The sequence below is a fragment of the Tianweitania populi genome, assembly GCF_014652875.1.
GTDB lineage: Bacteria > Pseudomonadota > Alphaproteobacteria > Rhizobiales > Rhizobiaceae > Tianweitania > Tianweitania populi.
Genome location: NZ_BMZQ01000001.1, coordinates 1821851 through 1848187, shown reverse-complemented (window position 1 = coordinate 1848187; position 26337 = coordinate 1821851). Strand labels below are relative to the sequence as shown.

General features: G+C 62.7%; 25 protein-coding genes. 14 read left to right on the top strand and 11 right to left on the bottom strand.

The window, feature by feature from the left end; all coding sequences use genetic code 11:
- The first annotated feature begins 43 nt into the window (after window positions 1-43).
- On the top strand, window positions 44-661 hold the full coding sequence (locus IE166_RS08970; RefSeq protein WP_189503084.1) for a GNAT family N-acetyltransferase: 618 nt from the start codon (window positions 44-46) through the stop codon (window positions 659-661).
- 475 nt (window positions 662-1136) lie between these two features.
- On the opposite strand, the gene IE166_RS08965 is transcribed toward IE166_RS08970, so the two are convergent.
- Window positions 1137-1418, bottom strand: a complete 282-nt coding sequence (locus IE166_RS08965) for an SCP2 sterol-binding domain-containing protein (RefSeq protein ID WP_189503083.1) — start codon at window positions 1416-1418, stop codon at window positions 1137-1139.
- Between the two features lie 208 nt (window positions 1419-1626).
- Between IE166_RS08965 and IE166_RS08960 the strand changes: the two genes are divergently transcribed.
- Window positions 1627-1965 (top strand): hypothetical protein, encoded by a 339-nt coding sequence (locus tag IE166_RS08960; RefSeq protein ID WP_189503318.1) that lies wholly within the window; start codon window positions 1627-1629, stop codon window positions 1963-1965.
- A 45-nt stretch (window positions 1966-2010) separates the two neighbouring features.
- Here IE166_RS08960 and flbT read toward each other — a convergent pair whose 3' ends face one another.
- The 4 genes from flbT to IE166_RS20940 all read right to left on the bottom strand — a co-directional run bounded on the left by flbT (window position 2011) and on the right by IE166_RS20940 (window position 4039).
- Complete coding sequence (flbT, locus tag IE166_RS08955; protein ID WP_189503082.1) at window positions 2011-2448, bottom strand: flagellar biosynthesis repressor FlbT; 438 nt, start codon at window positions 2446-2448, stop codon at window positions 2011-2013.
- Window positions 2445-2792, bottom strand: a complete 348-nt coding sequence (flaF, locus tag IE166_RS08950) for a flagellar biosynthesis regulator FlaF (RefSeq protein WP_189503081.1) — start codon at window positions 2790-2792, stop codon at window positions 2445-2447. Before flaF ends, flbT begins: the two co-directional genes overlap by 4 nt.
- Before the next feature lie 93 nt (window positions 2793-2885).
- Window positions 2886-3557, bottom strand: a complete 672-nt coding sequence (locus IE166_RS08945) for a response regulator transcription factor (RefSeq protein WP_189503080.1) — start codon at window positions 3555-3557, stop codon at window positions 2886-2888.
- Between the two features lie 266 nt (window positions 3558-3823).
- The gene (locus tag IE166_RS20940; RefSeq protein ID WP_189503079.1) at window positions 3824-4039 is read right to left on the bottom strand and encodes a hypothetical protein; all 216 of its coding nucleotides are present in this window, start codon (window positions 4037-4039) and stop codon (window positions 3824-3826) included.
- Window positions 4040-4290: 251 nt separating this feature from the next.
- On the opposite strand from IE166_RS20940, the gene IE166_RS08935 reads away from it, so the two are divergent.
- Complete coding sequence (locus IE166_RS08935; protein WP_189503078.1) at window positions 4291-4743, top strand: hypothetical protein; 453 nt, start codon at window positions 4291-4293, stop codon at window positions 4741-4743.
- Here the strand turns inward: IE166_RS08935 and IE166_RS20795 are convergent.
- Together IE166_RS20795 and IE166_RS08925 are read right to left on the bottom strand one after the other, a co-directional pair.
- On the bottom strand, window positions 4740-5465 hold the full coding sequence (locus IE166_RS20795; protein ID WP_189503077.1) for a response regulator transcription factor: 726 nt from the start codon (window positions 5463-5465) through the stop codon (window positions 4740-4742). The two genes, IE166_RS08935 and IE166_RS20795, sit on opposite strands and share 4 nt — an antisense overlap.
- 2 nt (window positions 5466-5467) lie before the next feature.
- Window positions 5468-6133 carry a helix-turn-helix transcriptional regulator gene (locus IE166_RS08925; protein ID WP_244641370.1) on the bottom strand — a complete coding sequence of 222 codons (666 nt, stop codon included), beginning with the start codon at window positions 6131-6133 and terminating at the stop codon, window positions 5468-5470.
- A 482-nt stretch (window positions 6134-6615) separates the two neighbouring features.
- Here IE166_RS08925 and IE166_RS08920 point away from each other — a divergent pair, with 482 nt between their 5' ends.
- The 10 genes from IE166_RS08920 to IE166_RS08875 all read left to right on the top strand — a co-directional run bounded on the left by IE166_RS08920 (window position 6616) and on the right by IE166_RS08875 (window position 21912).
- Complete coding sequence (locus IE166_RS08920) at window positions 6616-8208, top strand: peptide ABC transporter substrate-binding protein (protein ID WP_189503076.1); 1593 nt, start codon at window positions 6616-6618, stop codon at window positions 8206-8208.
- Between the two features lie 69 nt (window positions 8209-8277).
- Window positions 8278-9195: an oligopeptide ABC transporter permease OppB gene (oppB, locus tag IE166_RS08915; protein WP_189503075.1), complete on the top strand. Its 918-nt coding sequence runs from the start codon at window positions 8278-8280 to the stop codon at window positions 9193-9195.
- Window positions 9188-10345 (top strand): ABC transporter permease, encoded by a 1158-nt coding sequence (locus IE166_RS08910; RefSeq protein WP_189503074.1) that lies wholly within the window; start codon window positions 9188-9190, stop codon window positions 10343-10345. Before oppB ends, IE166_RS08910 begins: the two co-directional genes overlap by 8 nt.
- A gap of 1 nt (window position 10346) precedes the next feature.
- The gene (locus IE166_RS08905; RefSeq protein WP_189503073.1) at window positions 10347-11969 is read left to right on the top strand and encodes an ABC transporter ATP-binding protein; all 1623 of its coding nucleotides are present in this window, start codon (window positions 10347-10349) and stop codon (window positions 11967-11969) included.
- A 135-nt stretch (window positions 11970-12104) separates the two neighbouring features.
- Window positions 12105-14066, top strand: coding sequence for an autotransporter assembly complex protein TamA (locus tag IE166_RS08900; RefSeq protein WP_189503072.1), 1962 nt, complete (start codon window positions 12105-12107; stop codon window positions 14064-14066).
- Window positions 14063-18970, top strand: coding sequence for a translocation/assembly module TamB domain-containing protein (locus IE166_RS08895; RefSeq protein WP_189503071.1), 4908 nt, complete (start codon window positions 14063-14065; stop codon window positions 18968-18970). The genes IE166_RS08900 and IE166_RS08895 overlap by 4 nt, the downstream gene beginning before the upstream one ends.
- 82 nt (window positions 18971-19052) lie before the next feature.
- Window positions 19053-19805: an SDR family NAD(P)-dependent oxidoreductase gene (locus tag IE166_RS08890; RefSeq protein ID WP_189503070.1), complete on the top strand. Its 753-nt coding sequence runs from the start codon at window positions 19053-19055 to the stop codon at window positions 19803-19805.
- 9 nt (window positions 19806-19814) lie between these two features.
- Window positions 19815-21026 carry an acyl-CoA dehydrogenase family protein gene (locus IE166_RS08885; RefSeq protein ID WP_189503069.1) on the top strand — a complete coding sequence of 404 codons (1212 nt, stop codon included), beginning with the start codon at window positions 19815-19817 and terminating at the stop codon, window positions 21024-21026.
- A gap of 90 nt (window positions 21027-21116) precedes the next feature.
- On the top strand, window positions 21117-21476 hold the full coding sequence (locus tag IE166_RS08880) for a hypothetical protein (protein ID WP_189503068.1): 360 nt from the start codon (window positions 21117-21119) through the stop codon (window positions 21474-21476).
- A gap of 277 nt (window positions 21477-21753) precedes the next feature.
- A complete protein-coding gene (locus tag IE166_RS08875) occupies window positions 21754-21912 on the top strand; it encodes a toxin-antitoxin system YwqK family antitoxin (protein WP_189503067.1) in 159 nt (52 codons plus the stop codon).
- 117 nt (window positions 21913-22029) lie between these two features.
- On the opposite strand, the gene IE166_RS08870 is transcribed toward IE166_RS08875, so the two are convergent.
- Window positions 22030-22422, bottom strand: coding sequence for a winged helix-turn-helix transcriptional regulator (locus IE166_RS08870; protein ID WP_189503066.1), 393 nt, complete (start codon window positions 22420-22422; stop codon window positions 22030-22032).
- Window positions 22423-22504: 82 nt separating this feature from the next.
- Between IE166_RS08870 and IE166_RS08865 the strand changes: the two genes are divergently transcribed.
- Complete coding sequence (locus IE166_RS08865) at window positions 22505-23236, top strand: SDR family NAD(P)-dependent oxidoreductase (RefSeq protein WP_189503065.1); 732 nt, start codon at window positions 22505-22507, stop codon at window positions 23234-23236.
- Window positions 23237-23312: 76 nt separating this feature from the next.
- On the opposite strand, the gene IE166_RS08860 is transcribed toward IE166_RS08865, so the two are convergent.
- Genes IE166_RS08860 through IE166_RS08850 form a run of 3 tightly spaced genes read right to left on the bottom strand, consistent with a single transcriptional unit; the run spans window position 23313 to window position 26316 of the window.
- Entirely contained in the window at window positions 23313-24017 is a 705-nt protein-coding gene (locus tag IE166_RS08860) for a DUF4272 domain-containing protein (protein ID WP_189503064.1), read from the bottom strand.
- Window positions 24018-24077: 60 nt separating this feature from the next.
- Window positions 24078-25130 (bottom strand): phosphotransferase family protein, encoded by a 1053-nt coding sequence (locus tag IE166_RS08855; protein ID WP_189503063.1) that lies wholly within the window; start codon window positions 25128-25130, stop codon window positions 24078-24080.
- Between the two features lie 19 nt (window positions 25131-25149).
- Entirely contained in the window at window positions 25150-26316 is a 1167-nt protein-coding gene (locus tag IE166_RS08850) for an acetyl-CoA C-acyltransferase (protein ID WP_189503062.1), read from the bottom strand.
- Between the last annotated feature and the right edge of the window lie 21 nt (window positions 26317-26337).

Below are 26337 nucleotides of genomic sequence, written 5' to 3'. Positions count from 1 at the left end.
GATCGGTGCGCCAGGTGTTTCGCTCGCTTGATCGTGAAATACCATGAACACCAACACTGCTTTCCAAGCGTCCTTTGACGCCCTCATCCAGACCGCTCTTCCCGAGGTCGATCACCGTCCCGTCGCCCGCCCGGCCTTCACACTTGGCGCCGAGCGGCTGGGCGATGTTGTTTCGCGCGAAGCCCTGCTCGACCTGGCCATGGGCGCCAATCGCAAGCGCAAGTCGTCCGAAAAGCTGCGCCGCGGCCGCAAGCCGGCCGAGGGTCTAGCATTGGTTGCACGCGACGAAGCGGATCAACTGGTCGGTACGGTGCGGCTGTGGAACGTGCGCCTGGGCGACGGCGTGCAGGCGCTTTTGCTCGGGCCGCTTGCCGTCGAGCCAAGCACCAAATCCGGCGGCATCGGCTCCGCCCTCATGCGCCAAGCCATCACCGAGGCCACCCGCCTCGGCCACTGTGCAATCCTGCTTGTCGGCGATCCCGGCTACTACGAACGCTTCGGCTTTTCCGCCGCCAAGACCGGCGACCTCGCTATGCCGGGCCCTTATGAGCGCCACCGCTTCCTTGCGCTGGAACTGGTTGAAGGATGGCTCGATGGTGCGAAGGGTACGCTGAAGGCATCCGGCCGTAAGGTGAGCGAGGTTGTGGCTCGGGCTGGGTGAACGGCAACGCTTGTCGCTGATGATGAACGGCAGTGCCTCCTTCGAGGCTCGCTGCGCTCGCACCTCAGGATGAGGACTGTTGTGTCTGCTCCGTTCACGCAGGAGGACCATGATGCTTCGTCATCCTCGGGCTTGACCCGAGGATCCATGCCTGAACCGCTGCGGCCTTTCAGCCCGTCCCGATGATCTCTCACCTGCTTGTTAATTGTCGAGCGTGGATCTGGATTTGATCGCTGCGGCATGGATCCTCGGGTCAAGCCCGAGGATGACGAAGCGGATAGGGGTGCCGCTAAGCTGCGGATGTTGCTGCGTGGATGATCCTTATCCGTATCCGCAGGTGCGGAATGCAGATGTGAGTGGCACAACACTCGTCACCAGGCGCAACGCTCCTCATCCTGAGCTGCGAGCCCGCGCGGGTGCGAAGGTGTCGAGGCAAGCCAGTCGGACGAGCCTCGAAGGACGCACAATCCTGCCCTTAAAGCAGCTGGCTGAGTGCCATGGCGGCGGACATGTCGCCGTCTACCTTGAGCTTGCCGGACATGAAGGCGGCTGTTGGGCTGAGGTCGCCGGCGACGAGGTCTTCGAAATTGGAGCGCGATATGGTGATCGTGCAATCGGCCGGCGCGTCTTCGGTCGTGACCTTACCGCCGTCGAGCACGATCACGCCCTCGGTGCCCAGCACGAATTTCACGGACTTGTCGAAATCGGCATCGGCAACGCGGGTTTGCAGCTGTGCTGCGATTTCCTGCAGGGTCATCAATCTCTCCTCGGGATGGTGGGCATCTAAGCCCTGCCGAGATGTATGGACCGCTTCCGTTTACGTCAACGTGACAATTGCAGTGCGTGCGAAGCAGAAATTGCGAGCTTCAAAGTTTCAGAACGAACTAATGTTCGGGAACAGTCTTCGTTGTGAAGACTTATTGCGACGATGATCAATGAGCGACGTGGTCGCGAAGGAGAAGAAGATGCGTAAGGTTCTGACATCCGCGGGTCTGGCACTCGCAGTGACGGCTGGCTCGCTCGTAGGGGGCATGTCGTTTGCCTCCGCACAGGGCATTCAGCTGGAAATTGGACCGAATGGCGTGCGTCCGGTCGATCGTGACCGCGATCGCGATCGCCGTGGCCCGCCGCCACGCGGTGGTTGCTCGGAGCGCGAAGCCCGCGCAGCAGCCCGTGACGAAGGTCTACGCGACGTGGAAGTGATCCGCGTAACCCCGCGCAGCATTACCGTTGAAGGTGAAACCCGCCGTGGCCGCACCGAAACGATGCGCTTTGCCAATGAGCGCGGTTGCCCCGAGCTGTAAGCAATTCGAACCGACCAAAAAGCCCGCCGCGATGGCGGGCTTTTTTTATTCCGCCGCGGCGGGCAGGTGTATGGCGTCCATGCGCGGAACGGCTTTGTTGAGCAAGGCGTCTTCCTGCGGGAACAGGGTGCGGATTGCGCGCAGGGCTTCGTAGATCTGGTTGTTGCCGACCATCCGGTCGATGTCTTTCAACCTAGCAAGCGTTTCATCGTCCTGGAACGTTTCGAGCAGAACCGGCAGCGTCTTGCCGAACATGGTGCGGGCCTGATCCGCGCCTTCCGGGTTCATCAGGATGATCTGGACAATGAAGTAAAGCTGGCGCAGCGGCGATGTCGCATCGTCGGCCTGCATGACGTGGTTTTGCAGCAGGAACTGCACGTCGTTGAGGAATTCCAGCGAGACCTTGCGGTCGACGCTGATCACCGCGCCGTTGACATAGATCTTTTCGCCGGGCTTCAGCGCGATCTTCAATCGGCTTTTCAATTCAGTCCGTCCCTGATGGTTCTCGACGCGTCGATCAGGCCGTCAATGTCGGCGGAGCGTCCCAACCGCAGCGCCTCGGACTCGGCCATGAGCCAGGAGCCAACTGCAATCAGATGATCGCGCAGGTCCTGCGGCGTGGAGTTTTCTGGTGCCTGGAGATCGCCGACGAAGCTCGTCCAGATCCGGTGCACGAACAAGGCGGCTTCAACCGCTTGGCGCGATCGCGGGCCGGCCTCACGCGCGTCCTGAAGAAGCTCGATGGAGCGCGACAACAGTTGCCGTTCGCGATCACGCGCATCGGCTATCGTGTCGGCTGGAATGTCGGCATAGCTGAATTGGTACATCGGCTTCTGTGCTGGCGTCAGGCCGATCCGGCAAGCGCTTCCACCGTCACAATGGCGAAAGGCGCTTGTGCGAAGCTGTTGGCTTCCCGGTGTTCAAGCCATCAACTGGTAGCCGAGGAAACGCTTGGATTCGATGGGATCGAAGCCGAGCTTTTCGCGCAGCTTCTTGCGCAGCTTGGAGATGTGGCTTTCCACCACATTCTCTTCGACGGCATCGTCGAACAGGCCGTAGATCGCATTGAAAACCTGCGACTTGGTCACCCGGCGGCCGCGATTGCTCGCCAGATATTCCAGAATGCGACGCTCGCGGCGCGGCAAGGGCAGGGGCGCGCCATTGATCTCGGGATCGCGGCCATCGGTATAGATGCGCATCGGGCCGACTTCGGTGTAGCTCACCACATCGTCCTGCACGCGGCGACGGATGGCAGCAATGCGGGCCAGGATTTCGCGAATATGGACGGGCTTGCGGATCACGTCGTCGACGCCCGTTTCAAACAGGCGAAGCGTGTTTTCCAGAGAATGATGCTCGCTGAGCGCAATCACGGGTGCCGCGGTGCGGCTGCGGATGGCGCGGGGCGACACCTTGTCTTCGGAACATTCACCGATGAGGAAGGCGCGGACGGATTTCAGATCGGAGGGTGCGACGCTCTCGACCCAGTCGCCGAATTCTGCAGATCGGAAACCGGCGCTTGCGATGCCTTCCCTGTTGAAGAGCGATTGATACCCTTCCTTAACCAGGTCTCGTTCATCAACAATCACGATCATCGTGCAGCCCCCGAATCAGCTCCGTCATGAGCTGTTCAACGGGTACCGACTGCGTAGAATCCCTGACAGTACGAGTTCTTATGAGGATGATCTTGGGAGTCCCGTGACTTAAATGGTTAACGGGCTTTCCGGCGCATCGCGTCGGTCAGGCTGAAAGCCTTGTTCTGCAAGGCTTTGAAGGCTGTATGTGCTCGGCTCAGCAATGTGCTGCCAGCCCTCGTCCAACCGCCCCTCCTCAAAATTACTGTGGCCGTCAGACCACAGATTCAGCGGAAGAGCGCCAGGATTGACTGGGTGGGGGCATTGTTGAGCGAAAGTGCCTCGATCGCCGTGCGCTGTTGACGCTGCAAAGCCTTTAAGCGGAGCGAGATTGCACCGGCTGCAGCATCACTCGACTGAGTAACCACCGGGCTGCGAAGTCGCACTTCCACCGGTACGAAGCGCGGAGTTTTGACGGCGATCTCTGTGGTAGCGTTGGTCATGTGCCGCCCAAGTGGAAGCTTCCGCGAGAGAGGTCCCGCACCGATTGTTGTGGCACAGAAAAGTCACCAATCCCCTAAAGCTTAACGCTTTCGTTCAAACTTTAGCCAACGGCTGCTCACCGAGAACATCGTGCTCGCGTGATCCATGCTCAAACAAGTTTCGGTGGATACCTTAACTCCGTCGCGGTTCTCCAAGCGGCCGCGGCTCTTGTCCGCATCATCACCAACAAGAAACCTGTTGTTGCGCGACCATGAACCGACAAGATCATTCCGAAGCACGGGAAATCATCGTCGCCAACGCGATCAGCGAAGTCGTCGCTGAATTGCGCATGGTTGATGTCGCCGATTACCTTGCTTTCCTGCGCTTCGAACAGTTCGCCTCGATCGCCGACATCGTGGAATCCGCCGCCGAGCTCTACTTCATGCCGGGCACGTTGAAGCTCGGCCATGGCGGGGAGGCGGTCGTAAACTGGGGTGAAGTGCCCAAGATCAAGCTCGATCTCGAATTGCGGCCGCGCGGCGCAACCGTTTACTTCACGCTGAGGCTGGAAGACGAACAAGCGGGCGTGGAGGTGACCTATGTTTCCTTCGACCAGCCGACGCCGGATGCGGATGAGAACACGCGCAATCTGGCGGCGATGATCGAACAAGCCCGCATTCGCAAGTCACCGCCGCGTGTTTCGGCGGTGGAACACCGTCTCTAGTCGATCAGGCCGAGACGAAGAGCTTTCGCCACCGCATGCATGCGGTTCACGGCGTCGAGCTTCTGCGTGGCATTACCGAGATAGGTGTTGGCGGTGTGGATGGAGAGGCCAAGCCCGGCGGCGATCTCCTCGCTGGTCTGACCTTCGGCTGTCAGGCGCAGGCATTCCAGCTCGCGGCGTGACAGTTTGGGCTGGCCGTCGGTGTCCTTGACACGTAGCGCGATCAGCCGGCCGAACAGCTCGAGCGCCTGCATGTGGGCGCTGGCAAGGCGTTCGTCGTCGACGGAAAAATCCGGGCCGGTCAGAACCAGCATGCCGTAATCGGCGCGGTTGGCATGAAGCGGCATCACCAGACCGGCGCGCGATTTGCCGAGCGGGGTGGTTTGCGCAGCCCAGCGCAGGCGCTCGAAGCGGGTGGCGGCCGGATGATCGGACGCGGCCCACCAGGCGATGATGGTTGAAGACATCGTGTGCCGCACAAGGGCGGCCGGCGCATCCGATACGAGCTGCTGGCTCAGCGATGCGGCATCGGGATAGGCGGAATCCATCAACGGGGTCAGCTTGCCGGTTCGCCCCGATGTCACCGACAGGAGGCTGAAATCCGAGGCGCCGAGATCTTCCGACAGTTCCAGCAGTTCGGCCAGGATCGGCATATAGGCTGCTGTGGCAGCCGGGGTCGCGATGGAGAAGCGCGTGCCGGAATGGAAGGAGCCGAGATACATCGTCAGATCAATCCGTGCCGGATCGCGGTGGCGATCGCCAGCGCGCGATTGCGGGCGCCGAGCTTCTGGATGGCATTGGTGAGATGGCTGTTGGCGGTGCTGGTGGACACGCCGAGAATGACACCGACTTCTTCCGTGGTCTTGCCCTCGGCAACCCAGAACAGGCATTCGCGCTCGCGTTCGGTGAGCGGATCGTTGTTCGATGCCGTGCCGAGCTTGCCGGCCAGCATGGACAGGGCATAGCCGCAAAGCAGCTCGACCTTGGAAACCGCGCGCGTCACGAGCCGTCCCGTCGCTTCGGCTGAGAGAAGCAGGGCATAGCGCTTGCTTCCGGCGCGCAGGGGAATACCCATCAGATCGACATGGCCGTAGCCGGCGAGAAGTTCGGCTTCGACGGGGGCGGGAAGCGCCTGCGCTTCAACCGGATTGCGCACGGCCACGCGCACAATGAGATCGAGGCCGATCAGGTCGATCGCGTCATAGATCCAGTTCGATGCGACGATCCGCGCTTTCTCGCCGGCACGCGCGGTCAGGTCGATCAGCATGTAGCGATCCGCGCGGATGTCGCTGCAGATCTGGTGCATCAGTTCAACGAGGTCGCGCCGCGCGTCCTGAACGGTCGACGGCATCGCCAGCGCACCGGAAGAAGCGTGAAGTGCAGCACTCATCGTTGATCGAATCCCTCCCTGGGCCATGACAGGCATGACCAAATCTCGTCAAAATCGTTCAGACACACCGGTTCGAGCGCATCCGGAAGGCCACGCCAACTCAGCTCGACACACAGTCTTACGCGGGAAACACAGCCGGCTTCATGGCGATAAGCCACCGGCGAACGCGGGAACGAAACCGAAGTCCCGGATGGTCGCGACAAACACCGCTAACCCAGTTTTTAGCGCCTCCTGCGAACCCCTCCGCAACAGGCGCTTCAACCAACATCCCTTGATTCGTGGTTAACGTAGCTGGCGTGGATTCCGGTGTCAAAATGGAATTGCGGGCGGGGCAGTGGGATCGTCTTTTCCGGGTCGGCCAAGTGCCATGCGCGACGCTTTGACCGTGCGTTAGCAGATTTGCGGCTGGACCAAGCGATCATCCCGTTTATTGTGCCTGTCAGCAGCCTTGTCATGAGGCCGGAACAAAAAGGGGAAGTACCATGATGAAGTCGCTTCTGAGCGCCACGTGCCTCGCGACCGTCCTGCTCACCGCCGCACCGATGCTGGCAACCGCTCAGGCGGAAGTCGTTTACAATCGCGGCAACGACACCGATCCCACCACGCTCGATCATCACAAGACCTCGACCATCCCCGAGGCCAATCTGATGCGCGACCTTTATGAAGGGCTCGTCGTGCCCAACGCCAAGGCCGAGGTTGTTCCCGGCGTTGCGGAAAGCTGGGAGATTTCGCAGGACGGCCTGACCTACACGTTCAAGCTGCGCAACGACGCCAAATGGTCGAACGGTGACCCGGTGACAGCCGGCGATTTCGTGTTTGCCTATCAGCGCATTCAGGACCCGAAAACGGCCGCGCCGTATGCGAACATGCTCTACCCGATCGTCAATGCGGAAGCGATCAACAAGGGCGAGAAGCAGGCTGCGGATCTTGGCGCCAAGGCGATCGACGATCATACGCTCGAGATCAAGCTGAATGCGCCGACGCCTTATTTCCTGCAGCTTCTCACGCATCAGGCCTCGTTCCCGCTGCATCAGAAGTCGGTTGAACAATTCGGCGACCAGTACACTAGGCCCGGCAATATGGTGTCCAACGGCGCCTATATGCTGGAAGCGTTCACGCCGAACGACAAGATCGTGATGCGCAAGAACCCGAACTTCCACGACGCGGCCAACGTGAAGATCGACGTCGTGAACTACATTCCGTTCGAAGAGCGCGCGACCTGCCTGCGCCGCTTCGAGGCTGGCGAAGTTCTGTCCTGCTCGGACATCGACAATGCGCAGATGGATTACATGAAGGAGAAGCTGGGCGATCAGCTCCATATCGCGCCTTACCTCGGCTCCTATTATCTGCCGGTGAAGGTGAAGAAGGAAAAGCTGGCCGATCCGCGTGTGCGCCAGGCTTTGTCCATGGCGATCGATCGCGATTTCCTTGCCAAGGAAATCTGGCGCGAATCCATGCTACCGGGATACTCGATCGTGCCGCCCGGCATCGACAATTATCCGGACCCGGTCTTCCTGCCCTACAAGGACAAGGACATTCTGGACCGCGAAGACGAGGCCAAGAAGCTGCTTGAAGAAGCCGGCGTCAAGGAAGGCAGTCTGACCGTCGAGCTGCGCCACAACACTGGTGAAAACCACAAGAACACGATGACGGCGGTGGCCGACATGCTGAAGAATATCGGCGTGAACGCGACGATCGTGGAAATGGAAGGCACCGGCTACTTCGATTACATGAAGAACGACGGCGACTTCGACCTGACCCGTGCCGGCTGGATCGGCGATTATTCCGATCCGCAGAACTTCCTGTTCCTGTTCGAAAGCGCCAATCTCGGTTTCAACTATCCGCGCTGGTCGAATGCCGACTACGACAAGTTGATGGCGGAAGCCGCCACGACGACCGATCTGGCCGCCCGGTCCAAGATCCTGCGCCAGGCCGAGGAGCTGTTCCTGAAGGAAGTGCCGGCCATTCCGATCCTGTATTATTCGTCGACCGCGCTCGTGTCGCCCAAGCTCAAGGGTTGGGAAGACAACATCATGAACCAGCACGCAACGCGCTGGCTCTCCGTCGAGAACTGAACCATTGATGCGGCCGGACCGGGTTGACCGGTTCGGCTGCAAGCGTCCGATGCGACGGAGCTTCTTCTAATGTTCACCTATGTGCTGCGGCGCCTGCTGGGCGCCGTGCCGACGATGTTCGTTATCGTCACCATCGCCTTCTTCATGATCCGGCTGGCGCCCGGCGGGCCGTTCGATCTGGAGCGCCCGCTCGATCCGCTGATCATGCAGAACCTCGAGCGCGCCTACAATTTCGACAAGCCGCTCTGGCAGCAATACTTCATCTATCTCGGTAATCTCGCGCAGGGCGATCTCGGCCCCAGCTTTACGCGGCGCGACTTCTCCGTGGTCGACCTGTTCCGTGTCGGTTTGCCGGTGTCGATCCAGATCGGTTCGCTTTCGATGCTGATCGCCCTAATCGTCGGCACGGTGCTCGGCGCGCTGGCGGCACTTCGGCAAAACAGCTGGGTCGATTACATGGTGGTGGGAACCGCCACCTTCGGCATCACCATTCCCACTTTCGTGATCGCACCGCTGCTCAGCCTCTTGTTCGGCGTATTGATGGGCTGGCTGCCGGCGGGCGGCTGGGGCACTTGGAAACACATGATCCTGCCGGTGGTCACGCTATCCCTGCCGCAGATCGCCGTGGTGGCGCGCCTGACGCGTGGCGCGACGATCGAAGCTTTGCGCTCGAACCACGTGCGCACCGCGCGAGCCTACGGCCTGCCGACCCGCGTCGTTGTCGGCGTTCATGCCTTGCGTGCCGCAATGCTGCCGGTTGTGTCCTATCTCGGGCCAGCCGCTGCCAGCCTTCTCACCGGCTCGGTGGTGGTGGAAACCATCTTCGGCATTCCAGGCATCGGCCGCTATTTCGTGCAGGGCGCGCTGGGGCGCGATTACACGCTGGTGATGGGCACGGTGGTGGTGATCGCACTGTTCGTGATCGTGTTCAACCTGATCGTCGACATCCTTTACGCCTGGCTTGACCCGCGGGTGCGCTATGACTGACCATATCCTCACCGAACAGCCGCAGGCGGAAGCGCTTGCGGTTACGGCCGGCCGCTCGCTGTGGCAGGATGCCTGGCTGCGCCTTCGGCGCAACCGCGCGGCGGTGGCGAGCGCGCTCGTTTTGCTGCTGCTGGCCCTGGCCGGCATCGTCGGCCCAAGCCTTGTGCCGCATCGCTACGACCAGATCTTTCCGCAATATGTGCGCGTGCCGGCGAGCCTCGAAGCCTATCCGCGCGAGGACCGCATCATCCCGGACTTCCAGCGCTCGCTGGATCGTGCCCGCATCACGATCGGCGAGGTCGAGCTGGATGGCTCCACCATCCGCGCGCCGATCTCCGATGACGAAGCGCTCGACCCGCGCATCACGCGCTATGTCGATCGCTCAGACCTGTTCGACAATTCCAGGCTGGAAGACGCGGACGGCAATGCCTTAAGCGAGGGCGCGACCAGCGGCGTGATGGTGGCCGATGTGCAGCGCCTCCGCTTCCTGTTTGGCACCGATGCCAATGGGCGCGACCTGCTGGCGCGCGTGCTGATCGGCATCCGCATTTCGCTGGCGATCGGCCTGCTTGCCTCCTTCATGGCGCTGGCGCTCGGCGTCACCTATGGCGCGGTTGCCGGCTATCTCGGCGGGCGCATCGACAATGTGATGATGCGCGTGGTCGACGTGCTGTATTCGCTGCCCTTCATCTTCTTCGTAATCCTGCTCGTCGTTTTCTTCGGCCGAAGTTTCGTGCTGATCTTCATCGCGATCGGCTTTACGGAATGGCTCGACATGGCGCGCATCGCGCGCGGCCAGACGCTGACGATCAAGCGGCAGGAATATGTGCAGGCGGCCGAGGCCATGGGCGTATCGAGCGCCGGCATCCTCAAGCGCCACATCATTCCGAACACGCTGGGTCCGGTGGTTGTATTCGTGACGTTGCTGGTGCCGAAGGCGATCCTGCTGGAAAGCCTGCTGTCCTTCCTCGGCCTTGGCGTGCAGGAGCCGCTGACCAGCCTCGGACTGCTGATTGCGGAAGGCGCCTCGAACATGCGCGGCGCGATCTGGCTGCTGCTTTATCCCGCCGTGACGCTGACCGTGATCCTGTTTGCCCTGAATTTCCTGGGCGACGGCTTGCGCGACGCGCTGGACCCGAAGGAGCGCTGATATGGAAAACGTCCTTTCCGTTCGCGATCTGCGCGTGTCGTTTCAGACCAATGATGGTGTGGTCGAAGCCGTGAAGGGTGTCAGCCTCGATGTGGCGCGCGGCGAGACCGTGGCTATCGTCGGCGAATCCGGCTCGGGCAAGAGCCAGACAATGATGGCCGTCATGGGTCTGCTTGCCGCCAACGGTCGGGCAACCGGCTCGGCCCGTTATCGCGACAAGGAGATCCTCGGCCTGTCGGACCGGCAGCTCAACACGGTGCGTGGCGCCAAGATCACCATGATCTTCCAGGAGCCGATGACCTCGCTCGACCCGCTGTACCGGATCGGCCGTCAGCTTGCAGAGCCGATCATCCATCACCGCCGTTTGAGCCGCGGTGAGGCACGCAAGCGGGCGATTGAGCTGCTGACGCTGGTCGGCATTCCTGAGCCGGAACGTCGCATCGATTCCTATCCGCACGAACTTTCCGGCGGTCAGCGGCAGCGCGTGATGATCGCCATGGCGCTTGCCAACGATCCCGACATCCTGATTGCCGACGAGCCGACCACGGCGCTCGACGTGACCATCCAGGCGCAGATCCTGACCTTGCTCGCCGAGCTCCAGCAAAAGCTCGGCATGGCGATCGTCTTCATCACCCATGATCTCGGCATCGTCCGCCGTCTCGCCGACCGCGTTTACGTCATGCAGGCTGGCAAGGTGGTGGAAGAAGGGGAAACCGCAGCGCTTTTTGCCGAGCCGAAGCACGCCTACACCCGCATGCTGCTCAGCGCCGAACCCACCGGGCAGAAGGTGCCGGCAGAAGGGAGCGCGCCGATCCTGCTCGAAGGCCGCGATGTCACGGTGACCTTTGCGCTGGGCGGTTCGCTGTTCAAGGAACCCGCCACCTTCACGGCCGTCGATGGGGTTTCGGTCGCGCTGAAGAAGCGGCAAACGATCGGCATCGTCGGCGAGTCCGGATCAGGCAAGTCGACGCTCGGCCGCGCGTTGCTGCGCCTTTTGCCGAGCACGGGCGCGGTGCGCTTCAAGACGCAGGACATCAGCCAGGCCGACCGCCGCGCCATGCGGCCGCTGCGCCGGCAATTGCAGCTGGTGTTCCAGGATCCGTTCGGCTCGCTGTCACCACGTATGACCGTTGGTCAGATCGTGACGGAAGGCCTGCTTGTGCACGAAAGCGGCATTCCGCGCGCCGAGCGCGATCGCCGTGCCGTGCAGGCGCTTCAGGAAGTCGGGCTCGATCCGGCCATGCGCAACCGTTATCCGCACGAATTCTCCGGCGGCCAGCGCCAACGAATCGCCATTGCCCGCGCCCTGATCCTGAAGCCGGAGGTGATGGTGCTGGACGAGCCGACTTCCGCACTCGACCGCTCCGTGCAGAAGCAGATCGTCGACCTCCTGCGCGATCTCCAGCAGGCGCATGATCTCTCCTACATCTTCATCAGCCACGACCTGTCGGTGGTGCGCGCCATGGCCGATACGATCATCGTGATGCGGGGTGGCCGAATCGTGGAAGAGGGGCCGGTGGAAGATATTTTCTCCAATCCCCGCGATCCCTATACGCAGGCGCTTCTCGGCGCGGCGGTGGATGACCGGCGGTTTAGAAAAGCGGCGGAAACACTTCCCATTTAAGAACTTTCTACAACTGTCAGGTGTGGCAGGATTGCCGAATTTGCATAAAAGATTCTCGTTTCGAGACATTTGATGCTGCACCTAAGGGCCAGTCGCGGTACTTTGACCGGGACTGGCGTATGAGTACGGTGAGGAATGCGGTTGCAACCGATGCGTGGCTGGAGTTTGCGGATCGTTGCGGCGATCGTTCTGAGCACTTCGGCGCTGTACCCCGCGACGGCGTTCGAGCTGTTTGGCCACAAGTTCTTCGAAAAGGCGTCCAAGCCCGAAGATGAGCCGGTCGGCGAGCCGCAGCCTTACAATGTCACCTTCACCGTCAATGCCGGCGAGGATGACGATGTCGAAGACACGCTGAAGGGCGCCTCGAACCTTTGGGGCGACCGTGAGGAGCCGGCTTCCGGCGCATCCGGCCTGCTTGCCAAGGCCCGCGGCGATTACCGCCGTCTGCTCGGCACCATGTATGCGCAGGGCCGCTATGGTCCGACGATTTCCATTCAGATCGACGGCCGCGAAGCCGCCGAACTTGCGCCGGATGCCACGGTCGCCAACCCTGCAAATGTCGTCGTCACGGTCAGTCCGGGCCCGGTGTTCGCCTTTGGCGTTGCCGAAGTCGTCAACCAGGCGCCGGCGCCCACCGATCGGCGTGACCGCGTCGAGTTGCCCGCCGACAACGGCTTCGTGCCGGGCGAGCCCGCCAAGTCCGGCGTGATCCTGCAGGCCGAGAACCTGTCCAAGGAAGCCTGGCGCCAGCAGGGCTATGCCAAGGCTGCCGTGGCCGAGCGCCGCGTCGAGGCCCTGCACGACACCACCAAGCTCGATGCCACGCTCGTGATGGAGCCGGGCCGCCGCGCGGTTTACGGGCCGACGACCGTGCAGGGCACTGCCCGCATGGACCCCGACTTCGTGGCCTACATGACCGATCTTCCGCGAGGCAAAGAGTTCGATCCCGACGACGTCAAGCGCGCCAATGATCGTTTGGGCCGGCTGGAAGTGTTCCGCTCGCAGCGCATCGAGGAAGCCGAAGCGATCGAGGCCAATGGCGAATTGCCGATGGCGGTGATCGTGCAGGAGCGCCCGCTGCGCCGCTTCGGCGTAGGCGCGTCTTATTCCACGCTGGATGGCGCGGGTGTGGAAGGTTACTGGCAGCACCGCAACCTGTTTGGCCACGCCGAACGTTTGCGTTTTGATGCCAAGGTCGCCGGTGTCGGCGCCGAGGTCACCAGCCGCCGAGGCGACGAGCCCGAGAAAAGCCGCTTCGATCCGGCGGACTTCACGTATCGCGTCGGCGTCACCTATACCCGCCCCGGCGTCTTCACGCCCGACACGGATTTCGTGACGTCGCTGTTCGGCGATCGCGAAGTGCTCGATGCCTACACCCGCACGGCGGTCACGGCGCAGGCCGGCTTCACGCATATCTTTACGGAAGAACTGTCCGGCAGCCTGTTCCTCAGCGGCGGCCCGTCCCGCTTCGAGGACGATCTCGGCGAACGCGATTTCGTGACAGTCGGTTTGCCCGGCACGCTGACCTACGACACGCGCGACAACAAGGTCGACGCCACGGAGGGCTTCTTCGTGGAAGCCATGGTCGAGCCGTTCTTCGAGTTCAACTATGGCAATCCCGTTGCCCGCGCGACCCTGGAAGGGCGGACCTATTACGGCTTCGGCGAGGACGACCGCATCGTTGCCGCCGGCCGTTTGAAGATCGGCTCGCTGGCCGGCTCCGACATCGGCGAAACGCCGCCGGACAAGCTGTTCTTCGCCGGTGGCGGTGGCTCGGTGCGCGGCTATGAATATCGCGGCATCGGCGTGGAAGGCGAAGACGGCATCATCACGGGCGGTCGCTCGCTGATCGAAGGATCCGCCGAACTGCGCGCCAAGGTCACCGATTCCATCGGCCTCGTCGGCTTCGTGGATGCCGGCTATGTCGGTGCGGAATCCTTCCCTGATTTTGCCGAGGAACTGAAACTCGGCGCGGGCATCGGCTTGCGCTATCTCACCGGCCTCGGCCCCATCCGCGGCGACATCGCCATCCCGCTCAATCCCGGCCGCGACGATCCAGACTTCGCGTTCTACATCGGCATAGGACAGGCGTTTTGACCCGGTTCCTCGCACTTCTCGCACTGCTGTTCGTTGCGTTTCCTGTTTTTGCGCAGGAAGAGCAGGAAGACCGTTCTTATCTCGTCGGCCTCGTGGAAGATCAGCTTTCGACGCCGAACCGGCAGATCCGCTTGAACGGCATTCAGGGCGCCCTGTCGTCCGATGCGACGATCGGCGAGATCACCATTGCCGACCGCGAAGGCGTGTGGCTGCGCATCGTCAATGCGCGCATCGACTGGACGCGCCGCGCGCTGCTGCTCGGCCGGTTGCAGATCTCCACCCTTTCGGCTGAACGTATCGAAGTCACCCGCAAGCCGCTGCCGGAAGAAGGCCTGCCTGCGCCTGAAGCCGGCACCGGTTTCGCACTGCCGGAACTGCCGGTTTCCATCACGCTCGATCAGCTCGATGTGCAGCGCGTCGTTTTCGGCCCAACCGTGTTCGGTCTGGCTTCCGAACTCGCGATCAACGGCCGTGTGCGCCTTGCCGACGGCTCGCTCGACACCGCGCTCAACGTCACGCGCCTCGATGGTCCCGGCGGCAAGCTTGCGCTGACGGCGACCTATGCCAACGACACCACCAATCTCGGCATCGATCTTCGTTTGGAAGAGCCGGAAAACGGCATCGTCGCCAACCTGCTGGCCATCGAAAATCGCCCGCCGGTCAATCTGGTTGTTGCCGGCAATGGTCCGCTCGATCAGTTCGACCTCTCGCTCAATCTGGACGCTGCCGGCCAGCGCATCCTCACTGGCCAGACTGCTTTGCGACGCCAGGAACTCGGCCTCGGCTTCAACACCACGCTGGACGGGCCGATTGCCTCGCTGATCCCCGAACGCTTCCGCGCCTTCTTCGGCGCATCCACGCAGTTGCAGGCAAGCGGCGTGTCGAAGGATGCCGGCGGCTTCCGGCTCGACCAGCTCGAACTCACCAGCGCCCAGCTCAAGCTCAGCGCCAAGGCTGAAACCGCGGCCGACAGCTTCCTGCAGCGCCTGACGCTCGACGCGCAGGTCGACAATGGCAGCGCCGAGCCCATCCTTTTGCCGGTGCCCGGTCAGAACACGATCGATCGCGCGCAGCTGAAGATTTCCTTTGGCGACACCGCGAGCGACCAGTGGTCCGGCTCGCTCGACATCGCCCAGTTGAACGCCGACAGCTTTTCCAGCGAAAGCGTCGCGCTGACTTTCTCCGGCCTCGCGCAGAACCTGCAGGATGCCGCCAACCGGCGCGTTTCCTTCAAGGTCGACGGTGGCGCGCGCGGGTTGGACGCAAAGGCTGCGGAAGTGGCGGAAGCTTTGGGTTCCGAAATCACGCTGGCGATCGACGGCGATTGGCGCGCCAACCAGCCGGTTCAGTTGAACCGTGCGACCTTGTCTGGCAACGGCCTCAGCGTTGCGCTGGATGGCGCGATCGCCGACCTCGTCTTCAACGGCAACATCGCCGTTGATGCCAATTCCATCGTGCCGTTCTCGGCGCTTGCCGGTCGTGATCTTGCCGGCGGCCTGCGCCTTGCGGCCAAGGGCTCGGTCAACCCCGTCGGCGGAGGCTTCGATCTGACGCTGGATGGCTCGGCCAACGGCTTGTCGATTGATACACCGGCCGCCGATGCGTTGCTCAAGGGTGAAACGCGCCTTTCGGGCGGAATTGCGCGCGGTGAGAACGGCTTGGTTGCGCGCCAATTCCGCGTCGCCAACAATCAGGTCGAGCTGACGGCGGATGGCCGCTTTGCGACCGGTGCGGCCGACTTCAACTTCGATCTCGCCTTGAGCGATCTCGCGCTCGTTTCGCAGCAGGCGAGCGGTCGCCTGACGGCAGTCGGTCGCGCCCAGGGCGCCGACGGCACGATCCGCTTGAACTTCGATGCCAATGTGCCGAACGGCCGCCTGATGAACAAGACGCTGACACAGGCGCGCATCGGTTTCGAGGGCGTTCAGCTGCCGGATCTGCTTGACGGCAATCTCACCGGTGACGCGTTCCTCGATGGCAACCGTGTACAGCTGGGGAGCGGCGTCGCCGTTTCCGCCTCCACCCGCAAGCTGAGCGCGTTGAGCTTCTCGGCCGGCGGTGCGAACCTGACGGGCGATATCAGCCAAATCGTGTCCAGCGGCTTGTTCGACGGACAAGTACAACTGCGTGCCAGCGACGTATCGACGGCTGCCGCTTTGTTCCTGACGCAGGCATCCGGCTCGGCGAATGCCACGATCCGGCTGCGGCCGGTCAACGGCAATCAGGATGGCGACATCAAGGCCGACATCCGCAACCTCGTCGTCGACCAGGCGCGCGTCGGCAGTGCTGATGTGCAGGCCGAGGTTTCGGACCTGTTCAAGGTGCCGGGCGGCAATGCGACCATCGATGCGCGCGATGTCGTGGCCGGCGGCTTCACCGTCACGCGGTTGCAGGCGCAAGCGCGCCAGAACGCCGACACCACCGACTTCTCTGCCGAAACTGCGCTCGACAATGGCACCACGGCTAAGGTTGCCGGGGCTTTGTCGCGTGTGGACACCGGTTTCCGCGTAGGCTTGAACGAGCTGGCGCTGGCGCACGGCAGCACCAATGCCCGCCTGCTTCAGCCGGCTTCGGTGACGATCATCAACCAGGTCATCACCATCGATGGCGTTGCTCTCGATGTCGACGGTGGGCGGATCGATGCCAAGGGCCAGATTGCCGAAACGCTCGACCTCGATCTGGTGATCGCGAAGCTGCCGCTCGCGATCGGCAACAGCGTCGTGCCGGATCTCGGCCTTGGCGGAACGCTCGATAGCACGGTGAAGGTCGGCGGATCGCGCAGTGCGCCAGACATCAATTTCGACGTGCGCGGGCAGGGCCTGACCGCCGCCCAGCTGAAACAGGCCGGCCTGTCTTCGATCAACGTCACTGCCAATGGCAGCACGCAGAACCAGCTCCTGACCCTTGATGCGGCCATCACCAGCCCAGAAGGCGTCGATGCGCGCGCCCAAGGTACGGTGCCGCTCGGGCAAGGTCAGCTTGGTCTCGACGTCACGCTGCGCTCGCTGCCGCTGGCCATCGCCAATGCGGTCGTGCCAGAGCAGAAACTTGCTGGCACGATCACCGGCACCGCCCGTGTCACCGGTGAATTGCGCAACCCGGCTGCGAGCTTCAATCTCCAGGGCAGCGGCATCAGTGCCGCACCGCTTGCTCAAGCAGGCGCTGCACCGCTTTCCGTTCAGGCGGAGGGTGCCTTTGGCGACAACGCCCTGACGCTGAACAGTCTGCAGGTGCGGGGTGCACAAGGGCTGGATGTCAGCGGCAGTGGACGAGTGCCCTTGAAGGGTGCCGGACTGGCGGTGGATGTGAATGCGCAGGTGCCGTTGGCGCTCGCCAACGGGTTCGTGCCCGACCAGAATCTTGGCGGCACCGTCACCGGTACGGCGCGGGTCACGGGTGAGTTGCGCAATCCATCTGCCAGCTTTAATCTCCAGGGAAGCGGCATCACCGCAGCGCCGCTGGCTCAAGCGGGTGTGGCACCACTTTCCGTTCAGGCGGATGGCGCTTACGGCGACAATGCGGTGACGCTGAACAGCCTGCGGGTCAATGGCGCTCAGGGTCTCACGGTCAGCGGCAACGGTCGCGTGCCTTTGTCGGGCGACGGCTTGTCCGTGAATGTCGACGCGCAGGCGCCGCTTGCACTCGCCAACCGCTTCCTAGCCGATCGCGGCACGCAGCTGACCGGTACGGTCAATGCCAATGCAACGGTCACCGGCAGCATCCAGCAACCGAACATTCAGGGCCGCGTGACCTCGGCGGGTGCGGCCGTGGTTGATCCCGAAACCAACCTGCGCGTCAGCAACATCAACGTCGCGGTCGGCATATCGGGCCAGACGGTCACGATCGAGAACGTGTCGGGCGCCATTGGTGGCGGCGGAACGGTCAGCGCGTCGGGCACCGTCGGCATTGCGCCAGGCAGCAACTTCCCCGCCAATATCGCGATCAACCTCAACAATGCCCGCTATGCCGACGGCGAGTTGCTGGTTGCCACCGTCAACGGCCGCCTCACGGTCACCGGCGCTTTGTTGCAGGATCCGGTTATCGGCGGAACGATCGACGTGGCGCGTGCCGAAATCACCGTTCCCGAAAGCTTTGCCGGCGGTGCTGCCGCCATCAACGTCAAGCACCGCAACCCGCCGGCCGGCGTTCGTGCCACGCTGGTGCGCGCCAAGGCCAATGATGGTACGCCGGTTCCTACCTCGCGCCCGAGCGTGGCGCGCCTCAACATCACCATCAATGCGCCAAACCAGGTGTTCGTGCGCGGTCGCGGCGTGGATGCCGAGCTCGGCGGGTCCGTGCAGATCAGCGGGCCGGTCACCAACATCCAGCCGACCGGCGGGTTGAAGATGATCCGGGGCCGCATCGGCATTCTCGGCCAGCGCATCACCTTCGATGAAGGCGAGGTCACGCTGGTGGGCGATCTCGATCCGTACCTCAACTTCGTGGCGCGCTCGGAAGGGTCGGATATCACGGTCTTCGTGAAGGTGACGGGCCGTGCGTCCGACATCGACGTCACCTTCTCGTCGTCGCCCGAACTGCCGCAGGACGAAGTGCTGGCGCGCCTGATCTTTAATCGCGGCATCAACGAGCTGTCGGCCTTCCAGATCGCGCAGCTTGCCGCGGCCGCCGCCGAACTCGCGGGCGGCGGCAACAATTCGCTGCTCGGCAGCCTGCGCGCCGGCACGGGTCTGGACGATCTCGACGTGGTGACTGACAGCGAAGGTAATGCCGCCGTGCGTGCCGGCCGCTACATCAACGAGAACACCTATCTCGGCGTGGAAGCGGGTGCCGGCGGCAATACCAAGGCGACGATCAACCTCGACATCACCGAAAACCTGAAGGTGAAGGGCGGCGCAGGCACCACAGACTCCAGCCTCGGCGTGTTCTACGAGCGCGATTACTAAGCGCTTTCAGGCCGTTCGCTCTTGCGGCCTTCTTTGACTTCCCCGACACTAAGCCATCGCTCATTGTCGGGGAGGAGCCTGCATGTTCGACGACATCAGGGGTAAGTGCGTGCTGGTAACAGGCGCGTCGAGCGGGCTGGGCCAGCATTTTGCGCGGCTGTTTGCCGAACAAGGCGCCTCTGTGACGCTCGCCGCGCGCCGGCTCGACAGCCTCGAAACCGAGCGGGACGCATTACGCGCAAACGGCGCAGAGGCGAACGCCGTCGCGCTGGACGTGCGCGATGCCGCCTCCATTGCGCGGCTGTTTGCTCAAGCCGAACAGCCCTTCGACATCGTCGTCAACAATGCCGGCATCAGCGGCGCAGCGCGGGCGATGGACCTCACCGAAGAGGCCTGGGACAACACGCTCGACGTCAATCTGAAGGGTCCGTTCCTGATCGCACAGGCTGCGGCCAAGGCGTTGCGGCAGGCCGAGCGCGGCGGTTCCATCATCAACGTCGCGTCGATCGTGGCGCTGCGGGTGGCGACCGAGCTGTCGGCCTATGCCGCCTCCAAAGCTGGGCTCGTTCATCTCACCCGCGCTTTGTCACTGGAATGGGCGCGCTATGGCATCCGGGTCAACGCGCTTTGCCCGGGCTATGTGGAAACCGAGATCAACCGCGATTTCTTCGCCAGTCCGGCGGGTGAGGCCATGATCAAGCGCATTCCGCAGCGCCGGCTTGGCCGCATGCAAGACCTCGACGGCGCCGTCCTGCTGCTGGCCTCGGAGGCCGGCGCTTACATCACTGGCACAGCGCTGGTGGTGGACGGCGGTCATAGCAACGCGTCGTTGTAGGAGACCACCATGGACTTCACCATTTCCGCTCGCGTCGAGGATTTCCGCCAGCGCATCGCCGCCTTCGTGGAGCGCGAGGTGCTGCCGCTCGAAGCCGACCCATCGTCCTACGATGCACATGAAAACATCGCTCTGCCGCTGCTGGAAGAGCTGCGCGATAAGGCTAGAGCGCAAGGGCTGTGGAACCTCCAGCTGTCGGCGGCGAGCGGCGGGCAGGGGCTCGACAAGCGTGGCATGGCCGTCTGCTACGAAGCCATGAACCGCTCGATCTTCGGCCCGGCCGTGTTCAATTCGGCCGCGCCTGACGACGGCAACATGATGGTGCTCGAAAAGATCGGCATGCCGGAGCAGAAGGAAAAATGGCTGATGCCGATCGCGCGTGGCGAGGTGCGCTCGGCCTTTGTGATGACGGAACCGCATCCCGGCGGCGGGTCCGATCCCCAAATGATCCAGACGCGGGCGACGAAACGGGGCGACCGCTATGTCGTGCATGGCACGAAGTGGTTCATCACGGGCGCGGAAGAGGCCGAGCACTTTATCCTGATCGCCCGGACATCCGACGATCCGCGCCACGGTCTGTCGGCTTTCTTGTATCACAAGAACCAGCCGGGCTGGCGCATCAAGCGCCGCATTCCGATCATGGGACCGGAAGAACATGGCGGCCATTGCGAGATCGAGTTCGACGGCCTCGAAATCCCCGTAAGCGAGATCCTGCTCGGCGAAGGCAAGGGCATGCGCGTCACGCAAACCCGGCTCGGACCTGCGCGCCTCACCCATTGCATGCGCTGGCTCGGCTTGGCCAAACGCTGCACCGAAATCGCCAGGGATTATGCCGAGAAGCGTGAAGGCTTCGGCATAAGGCTGGCGAACCGCGAAAGCATCCAGCTGATGCTGGGCGACCTCGCCATGCAGATCGAAATCGGCCGCCTGCTCGTGCAAAAAGCAGCTTACGCGCTGGATATGGGCGAGTACGCCCGCAAGGAGGTCTCCATGGCCAAGGTGCATGTCGCTGACGTCCTGCACAAGGCCGCCGACACCGGCATCCAGATTAACGGCGCGCGCGGCTATTCCAAGGACACCGTACTGGAATGGATCTACCGCTACGCCCGCCAAGCCCGCCTCGTCGACGGCGCCGATGAGGTGCACAAGATGGTGCTGAACCGGAACCTGTCAGAAGAGGGGAATGAGTTTTGGCGGTGGCCGGTGGAGGGGGAGAGGTGAGTAGGTGAATACGGCAGTAGGGCAGTAGGGCAGTAGGGCAGTAGGGTGGTGCGTCAAACCTTACTTAAGCGGTTCACCGAAGGCAGGCGCATGAAAGCATACTGGAATGACTGTGGCGACGAACTGCCATCGGCTGTCGCAAGGGATGTCGATCTTGCCGAGGCGGGTCGGATCTGGTCCGATGTCGTGCGCGGCGTCGAGGGCAACTTCCTTGGCCTGATCGATGATCAGGACAGAACGGTGCAGTTCTACTTCACAGCAGGCATACCGGACGATGTTGACGATGCCAGCCACCTTCCGATCGTCCTACTCGACCTCCCGCAACCAGATCAGTCGGGCTCCTATGAGAGGCAGGTCACCATCGGCGAAGTGCACCGCCTCATCGAAGCCGCCTTCCGCCACGGAGCAGACCCACGCCAGTTCGGCGCGTTGAGCTTTAGCCAATGGTGAGGGCGGCTAGTCTATCCATGCACACCATCAACTTCAGAGATTCGGTCCGATCTGGCTTGATACTTGCTGCCGTTGGATAGGAAGGGCATCTTCCAACTCCGTTGCGGCCGTATAGCGTTTTCAACGCGACCCCAGGCGCAGACATTCTACGGCATCGGCAATAGCGCTAGTGTAGATGTGGAACGCGGGGCAGGGTGGCTTTCGACGAGGAGCACGCGATGATGCTTGAACAAGTCGAACACTGGCATAAAAGCGGACTCTGCGGGCAAAGGGGCAGATGCTGGATGGAACCCTGTCCGGGTACTGGGAGTGGTTTCGGATCGACGGCACGAAGCTGCGTTCCGGTCACTTCGATAACGGAAAGCAGGTCGGGGAATGGATTACCTACGACCGGAGCGGTCGTCCACACAAGGTCACGACGAAGAAAGCGACGTGAAAAGGGCTAAGGCTAGGCAGGTAATCAGACGACAATCGCCTTCTGGCAGTCCTTCCACGATCATCGCGCACTCACCTTCAAGCCGACGCGACCTGTCTGTGCCTCCGTCCTCGGCGGCTATTGATTGGCCTTTGCCTGATCAAAGCAGGCACTTGCTCGCTTGATGTCGGGACCGTGCGCAAGCGCCCAGGCACAAAGAGCCTCGAACGGCTGGCGCAGCGAATGGCCGAGTGGCGTTATCGCGTATTCGACACCGATCGGGGCGGTGGGCAGCACAGTCCGTGTCACGAGGCCGTTGCGTTCGAGTCGCTTCAAAGCGTCGGCAAGCGCCTTGTGCGTGATGCCGTCCAGACGTCGCTTGATTTCGTTAAATCGCGCCGGCTGGGGGCACAGTTCGGTCAGGATCAGGATCGTCCACTTGTCTGCGATCCGATCCAGAACCGGCCGGATGTGAACCATATTGCCGCGTGCCTGCTCAGACAGACAGGCCAGCTCGGTATCATCGATCATATCTAGGCTCTTCAAAGTGCGTTCTTGTTACTAGATAGCCATCGTATATCTGGATGCCATCGCCAAACAAGGAGTTGATGCGATGGCAACAGTTGAGAACAAGACCGCACTCGTGATCGGGGGTGCGAAGGGTATCGGACTGGCGATCGCACAACGCTTATCGCGCGAAGGGGCAACCGTCTTCCTGACGGGGCGACGCGCTGATGAGGTAGAGACCGCGGCCCGGCAAGTGGCCGGAGGCGCTCGCGGGCTCGTGGCCGACGCAAGCGTGCTTGAGGATCTGGCACGGGTCGTCGCGACCGTGAGGCAAGCGCGGGGACGTCTCGACCTTCTCGTTCTGAACGCTGGTCTATCCGAACCTGCCGCGATTGCAGATCAAACCGTCGAGCACTTCGATCGGCACTTTGGTGTGAACGTGCGTGGAATGGTGTTCGGCCTGCAGGCGGCCCTGCCGGCGATGGGTGATGGCGCGTCGGTCGTTCTCATGGGATCAATCGCGGACGCCGCTGGTATTCCGGCATACGGCACCTACGCGGCCACGAAGGCGGCGGTCCGATCCTATGCCCGCACCTGGGCTGCCGAACTCGCGCCTCGCGGCATTCGCGTCAACGTCGTGGCACCTGGTCCCACGGACACGGACATGATGGCGGCCGTATCTGAAGATGTGCGTGCAACGCTGATCGCGCCGATACCGATGGGCCGTATGGCGCGTCCAGACGAGGTGGCGTCCGCAACGCTGTTTCTTCTCAGCGACGACGCCAGCTTCATTACCGGCGCCGAACTTTGCGTCGATGGGGGCATGAAACAGATCTAAAGACAGCCACAGCGCCGATCCTGTCCGCTTCCAACTTTTCGAACTTGGAAGCGGACGTTCGAGACTGAGCCCAAACTCAGGTATCCGTCGAAACATCGTCCCATGCTTGGTCCTGATATCCGATCAGCCAGTTCAGGGCGTGATGGCGTTCCTGGACGACGCTGCCGTCGAGGTCGCTCGGCGTGGGTTCGCCCTTGATGCGCGCGTTTACGACGGCCCAGTCATAGCGGTAGATCAGGTCGGCAGCGTCGAGGATTTCGCGCTGTGGTCTCAGCCTGGCGCGCTTCTTCAGGCCGTCGGTGCCGAAATCGCGCAAGGTGGCGGCGATGCGGGGGACGTCGCAGATCGCTTCGGGGCGGGGCAGCTCGTCGAAGATGCCGAGTGCCCAAAGCAGGACGTTCACGCCTTCATAGCGCCAGGTGAAGTTCACGCGATCCTGCTGCTCCGGATCGCTTTCAGCCATGAAGGCGCGCTCCTTCGGCGTGAAGAAGGCTTCGGCGTTGAACTGGCGTACGAGCGAATTGGCGAGGCCAGCATCGCCGGTTTCGCCTTTCACCGCGACAATGGCCAGGGCGATCGTGCGCTCCACCACTTCGCGGTCGCTGCGCCGCGTGCTTTCCGTTTCGCTCTCGATTGCCGGTAGATGCGCGATCGTCGGCACGGCTTCGGCTTCAAGCTGGGTCATGGAACGCAGCTTGCGCAGATCGGGATCGTCAGGCGTTTGCGGCTGCGCCTGGGTAGGCAGGATGAGCCCGAGCAGAGCAGAGACGATGCGTTTCATGGGCTGTCCTGATTCCTTGCCGTTGCGTCAGAGCCAACAGAAACACCGGGTCGGCGATGGTCAACCCTTCCAGCTGCGATCACCCGAGAGGATATCCGCCGCGCGCGCTGCCAGCACACTCGACAGCTTGCCGACTTCCGCCGCGTTGGTGCTGGTGGCACTGCCATCCAAAGCACGCGCCGCTATGCCTTCGAAGATTACGCCGAAGCGGAACAGGGCGAAAGCGAGGTGGAAGGGTTGCAGGCCTTCGCTGAGGCCGGCGGCTTGCAGATAGGTGTCCTCGAAAGCTTCGCGAGTCGGAATGCCTTGCCTCGCAAAGTCGATACCCATCACGCCGCCATACTCTTCCGGCGTGATGAACCACAGCGTTTGCGTATGGGCGAGGTCGGCGAAGGGGTGGCCGAGCGTGGAGAGTTCCCAGTCCAACACGCCGACAATTTCTGGCCTTGTCGGATGCAGCATGACATTGCCGATGCGGTAATCGCCATGCACGATCGTGGTGCGATCATCGGCCGGAATGTTCTGCGGCAGCCAGGCGGCCAGCGCATCGATGTCGGGTATTTCGCGTGTTTTCGAGAGATGCCACTGCTTGGTCCAGCGGGCGATCTGCCGCTCGAAATAGCTGCCATGTCTGCCGAAGTCCGATAGACCCGTAGTCGCGACATCCACGGAATGCAGGCGCGCGAGCACCGTTGCGAGATCGCGATAAGCGGCGGCGCGGTCGCCTTGTGCCAATTCCGGCAACCGGCTGTCATGGAAAACGCGGCCGTCGAGACGCTCCATGACGTAGAACTTCGTGCCGAGAAGGGCGGGGTCTTCCTCGTAAAGCACCATGCGCGGCACCGGCACGCCCTGGCCGGCGAGGGCGGCCATAACGCGGTATTCGCGGTCCACCGCATGGGCAGACGGCAGAAGCTGCCCAGCGGGCTGCTTGCGCAGCACCAGATCGCGATTGTCGTAGGACAGAAAGAAGGTCGGGTTCGACTGCCCGCCCGAGATCTGCCGCGCACGAGGCTCGCCGCGCAGATCCGGCAGCCTCGCCTTCAGGTAATCGGACAGGGCCTGAAGCGCGAGCTCGCCCTGTCCAATCGTTTGCGCAGTATCCGTTGCCATGCGGCTGACGCGCTGCCGGTCAGACCAGCTCGACCGCCATGGCGGTGCCTTCGCCGCCGCCGATGCACAGCGATGCCACGCCGCGCTTGAGGCCGTTCGCCTTCAGGGCGTTCAACAGCGTCACCATAATGCGCGCGCCCGATGCGCCGATCGGGTGGCCGAGCGCGCAGGCGCCGCCATTGATGTTGACGACATCATGCGAAATGCCGAGATCGCGGATTGCGGCCATCGGCACAACCGCGAAGGCCTCGTTGATTTCCCACAGATCGACCTCGTCCTTGGTCCAGCCGACCTTGTCCAACAGCTTCTGCATGGCGAAAACCGGCGCGGTGGTGAACCAGTTCGGCTCCTGCGCATGGCTGGCATGGCCGGGAATGGTGGCGAGCGGGGTCAGACCGCGCTTTTCGGCTTCCGACATGCGGGTGATGATCAGGGCTGCGGCGCCATCCGAGATGGATGAGGAGTTCGCCGCCGTCACCGTGCCGCCGTCGCGGAAAGCGGGCTTCAGATGCGGGATCTTTTCGGGGCGCGACTTGCCGGGCTGTTCGTCGGTCGTGGACGCATCCACCGCCACGATCTCGGCCTGGAAACGGCCTTCCTCGATCGCACGCTTGGCGCGCGCCAGCGATTCCAGCGCGTAATTGTCCTGCGCCTCGCGGGTGAACTGGTAGTGCTGCGCGGTGTCTTCGGCAAAGGTGCCCATGGCGCGGCCGCGATCATAGGCGTCCTCCAGGCCGTCGAGCATCATGTGATCCATGACGCGGCCGTGGCCGATGCGGTAGCCGCCGCGCGCCTTGTCGAGCAGGTATGGCGCGTTTGTCATGCTTTCCATGCCGCCGGCCAGCACGATATTGGCGCTGCCTGCTGCCACGAGATCGGTCGCGAACATCGCGGCCTTCATGCCCGAGCCGCACATCTTGTTGAGCGTGGAAGCCGGCACGGACTGCGGTACGCCGCCGGCGATCGCAGCCTGGCGTCCGGGTGCCTGGCCGAGGCCAGCCGACAACACGCAGCCCATCACGACTTCATCGATGTCGCCGCCGTCGATGCCCGCGCGCGACAGCGTCTCGCGGATCGCGGCGGCACCCAGGGTGACCGCCGTTTCCTTCTTCAACTCGCCCTGAAAGCTGCCCATGGGAGTGCGGGCGGCGGCGGCAATGACGATCGGATCGCTCGACGAAATCATGACGTGTCCTCCTGAGATGTT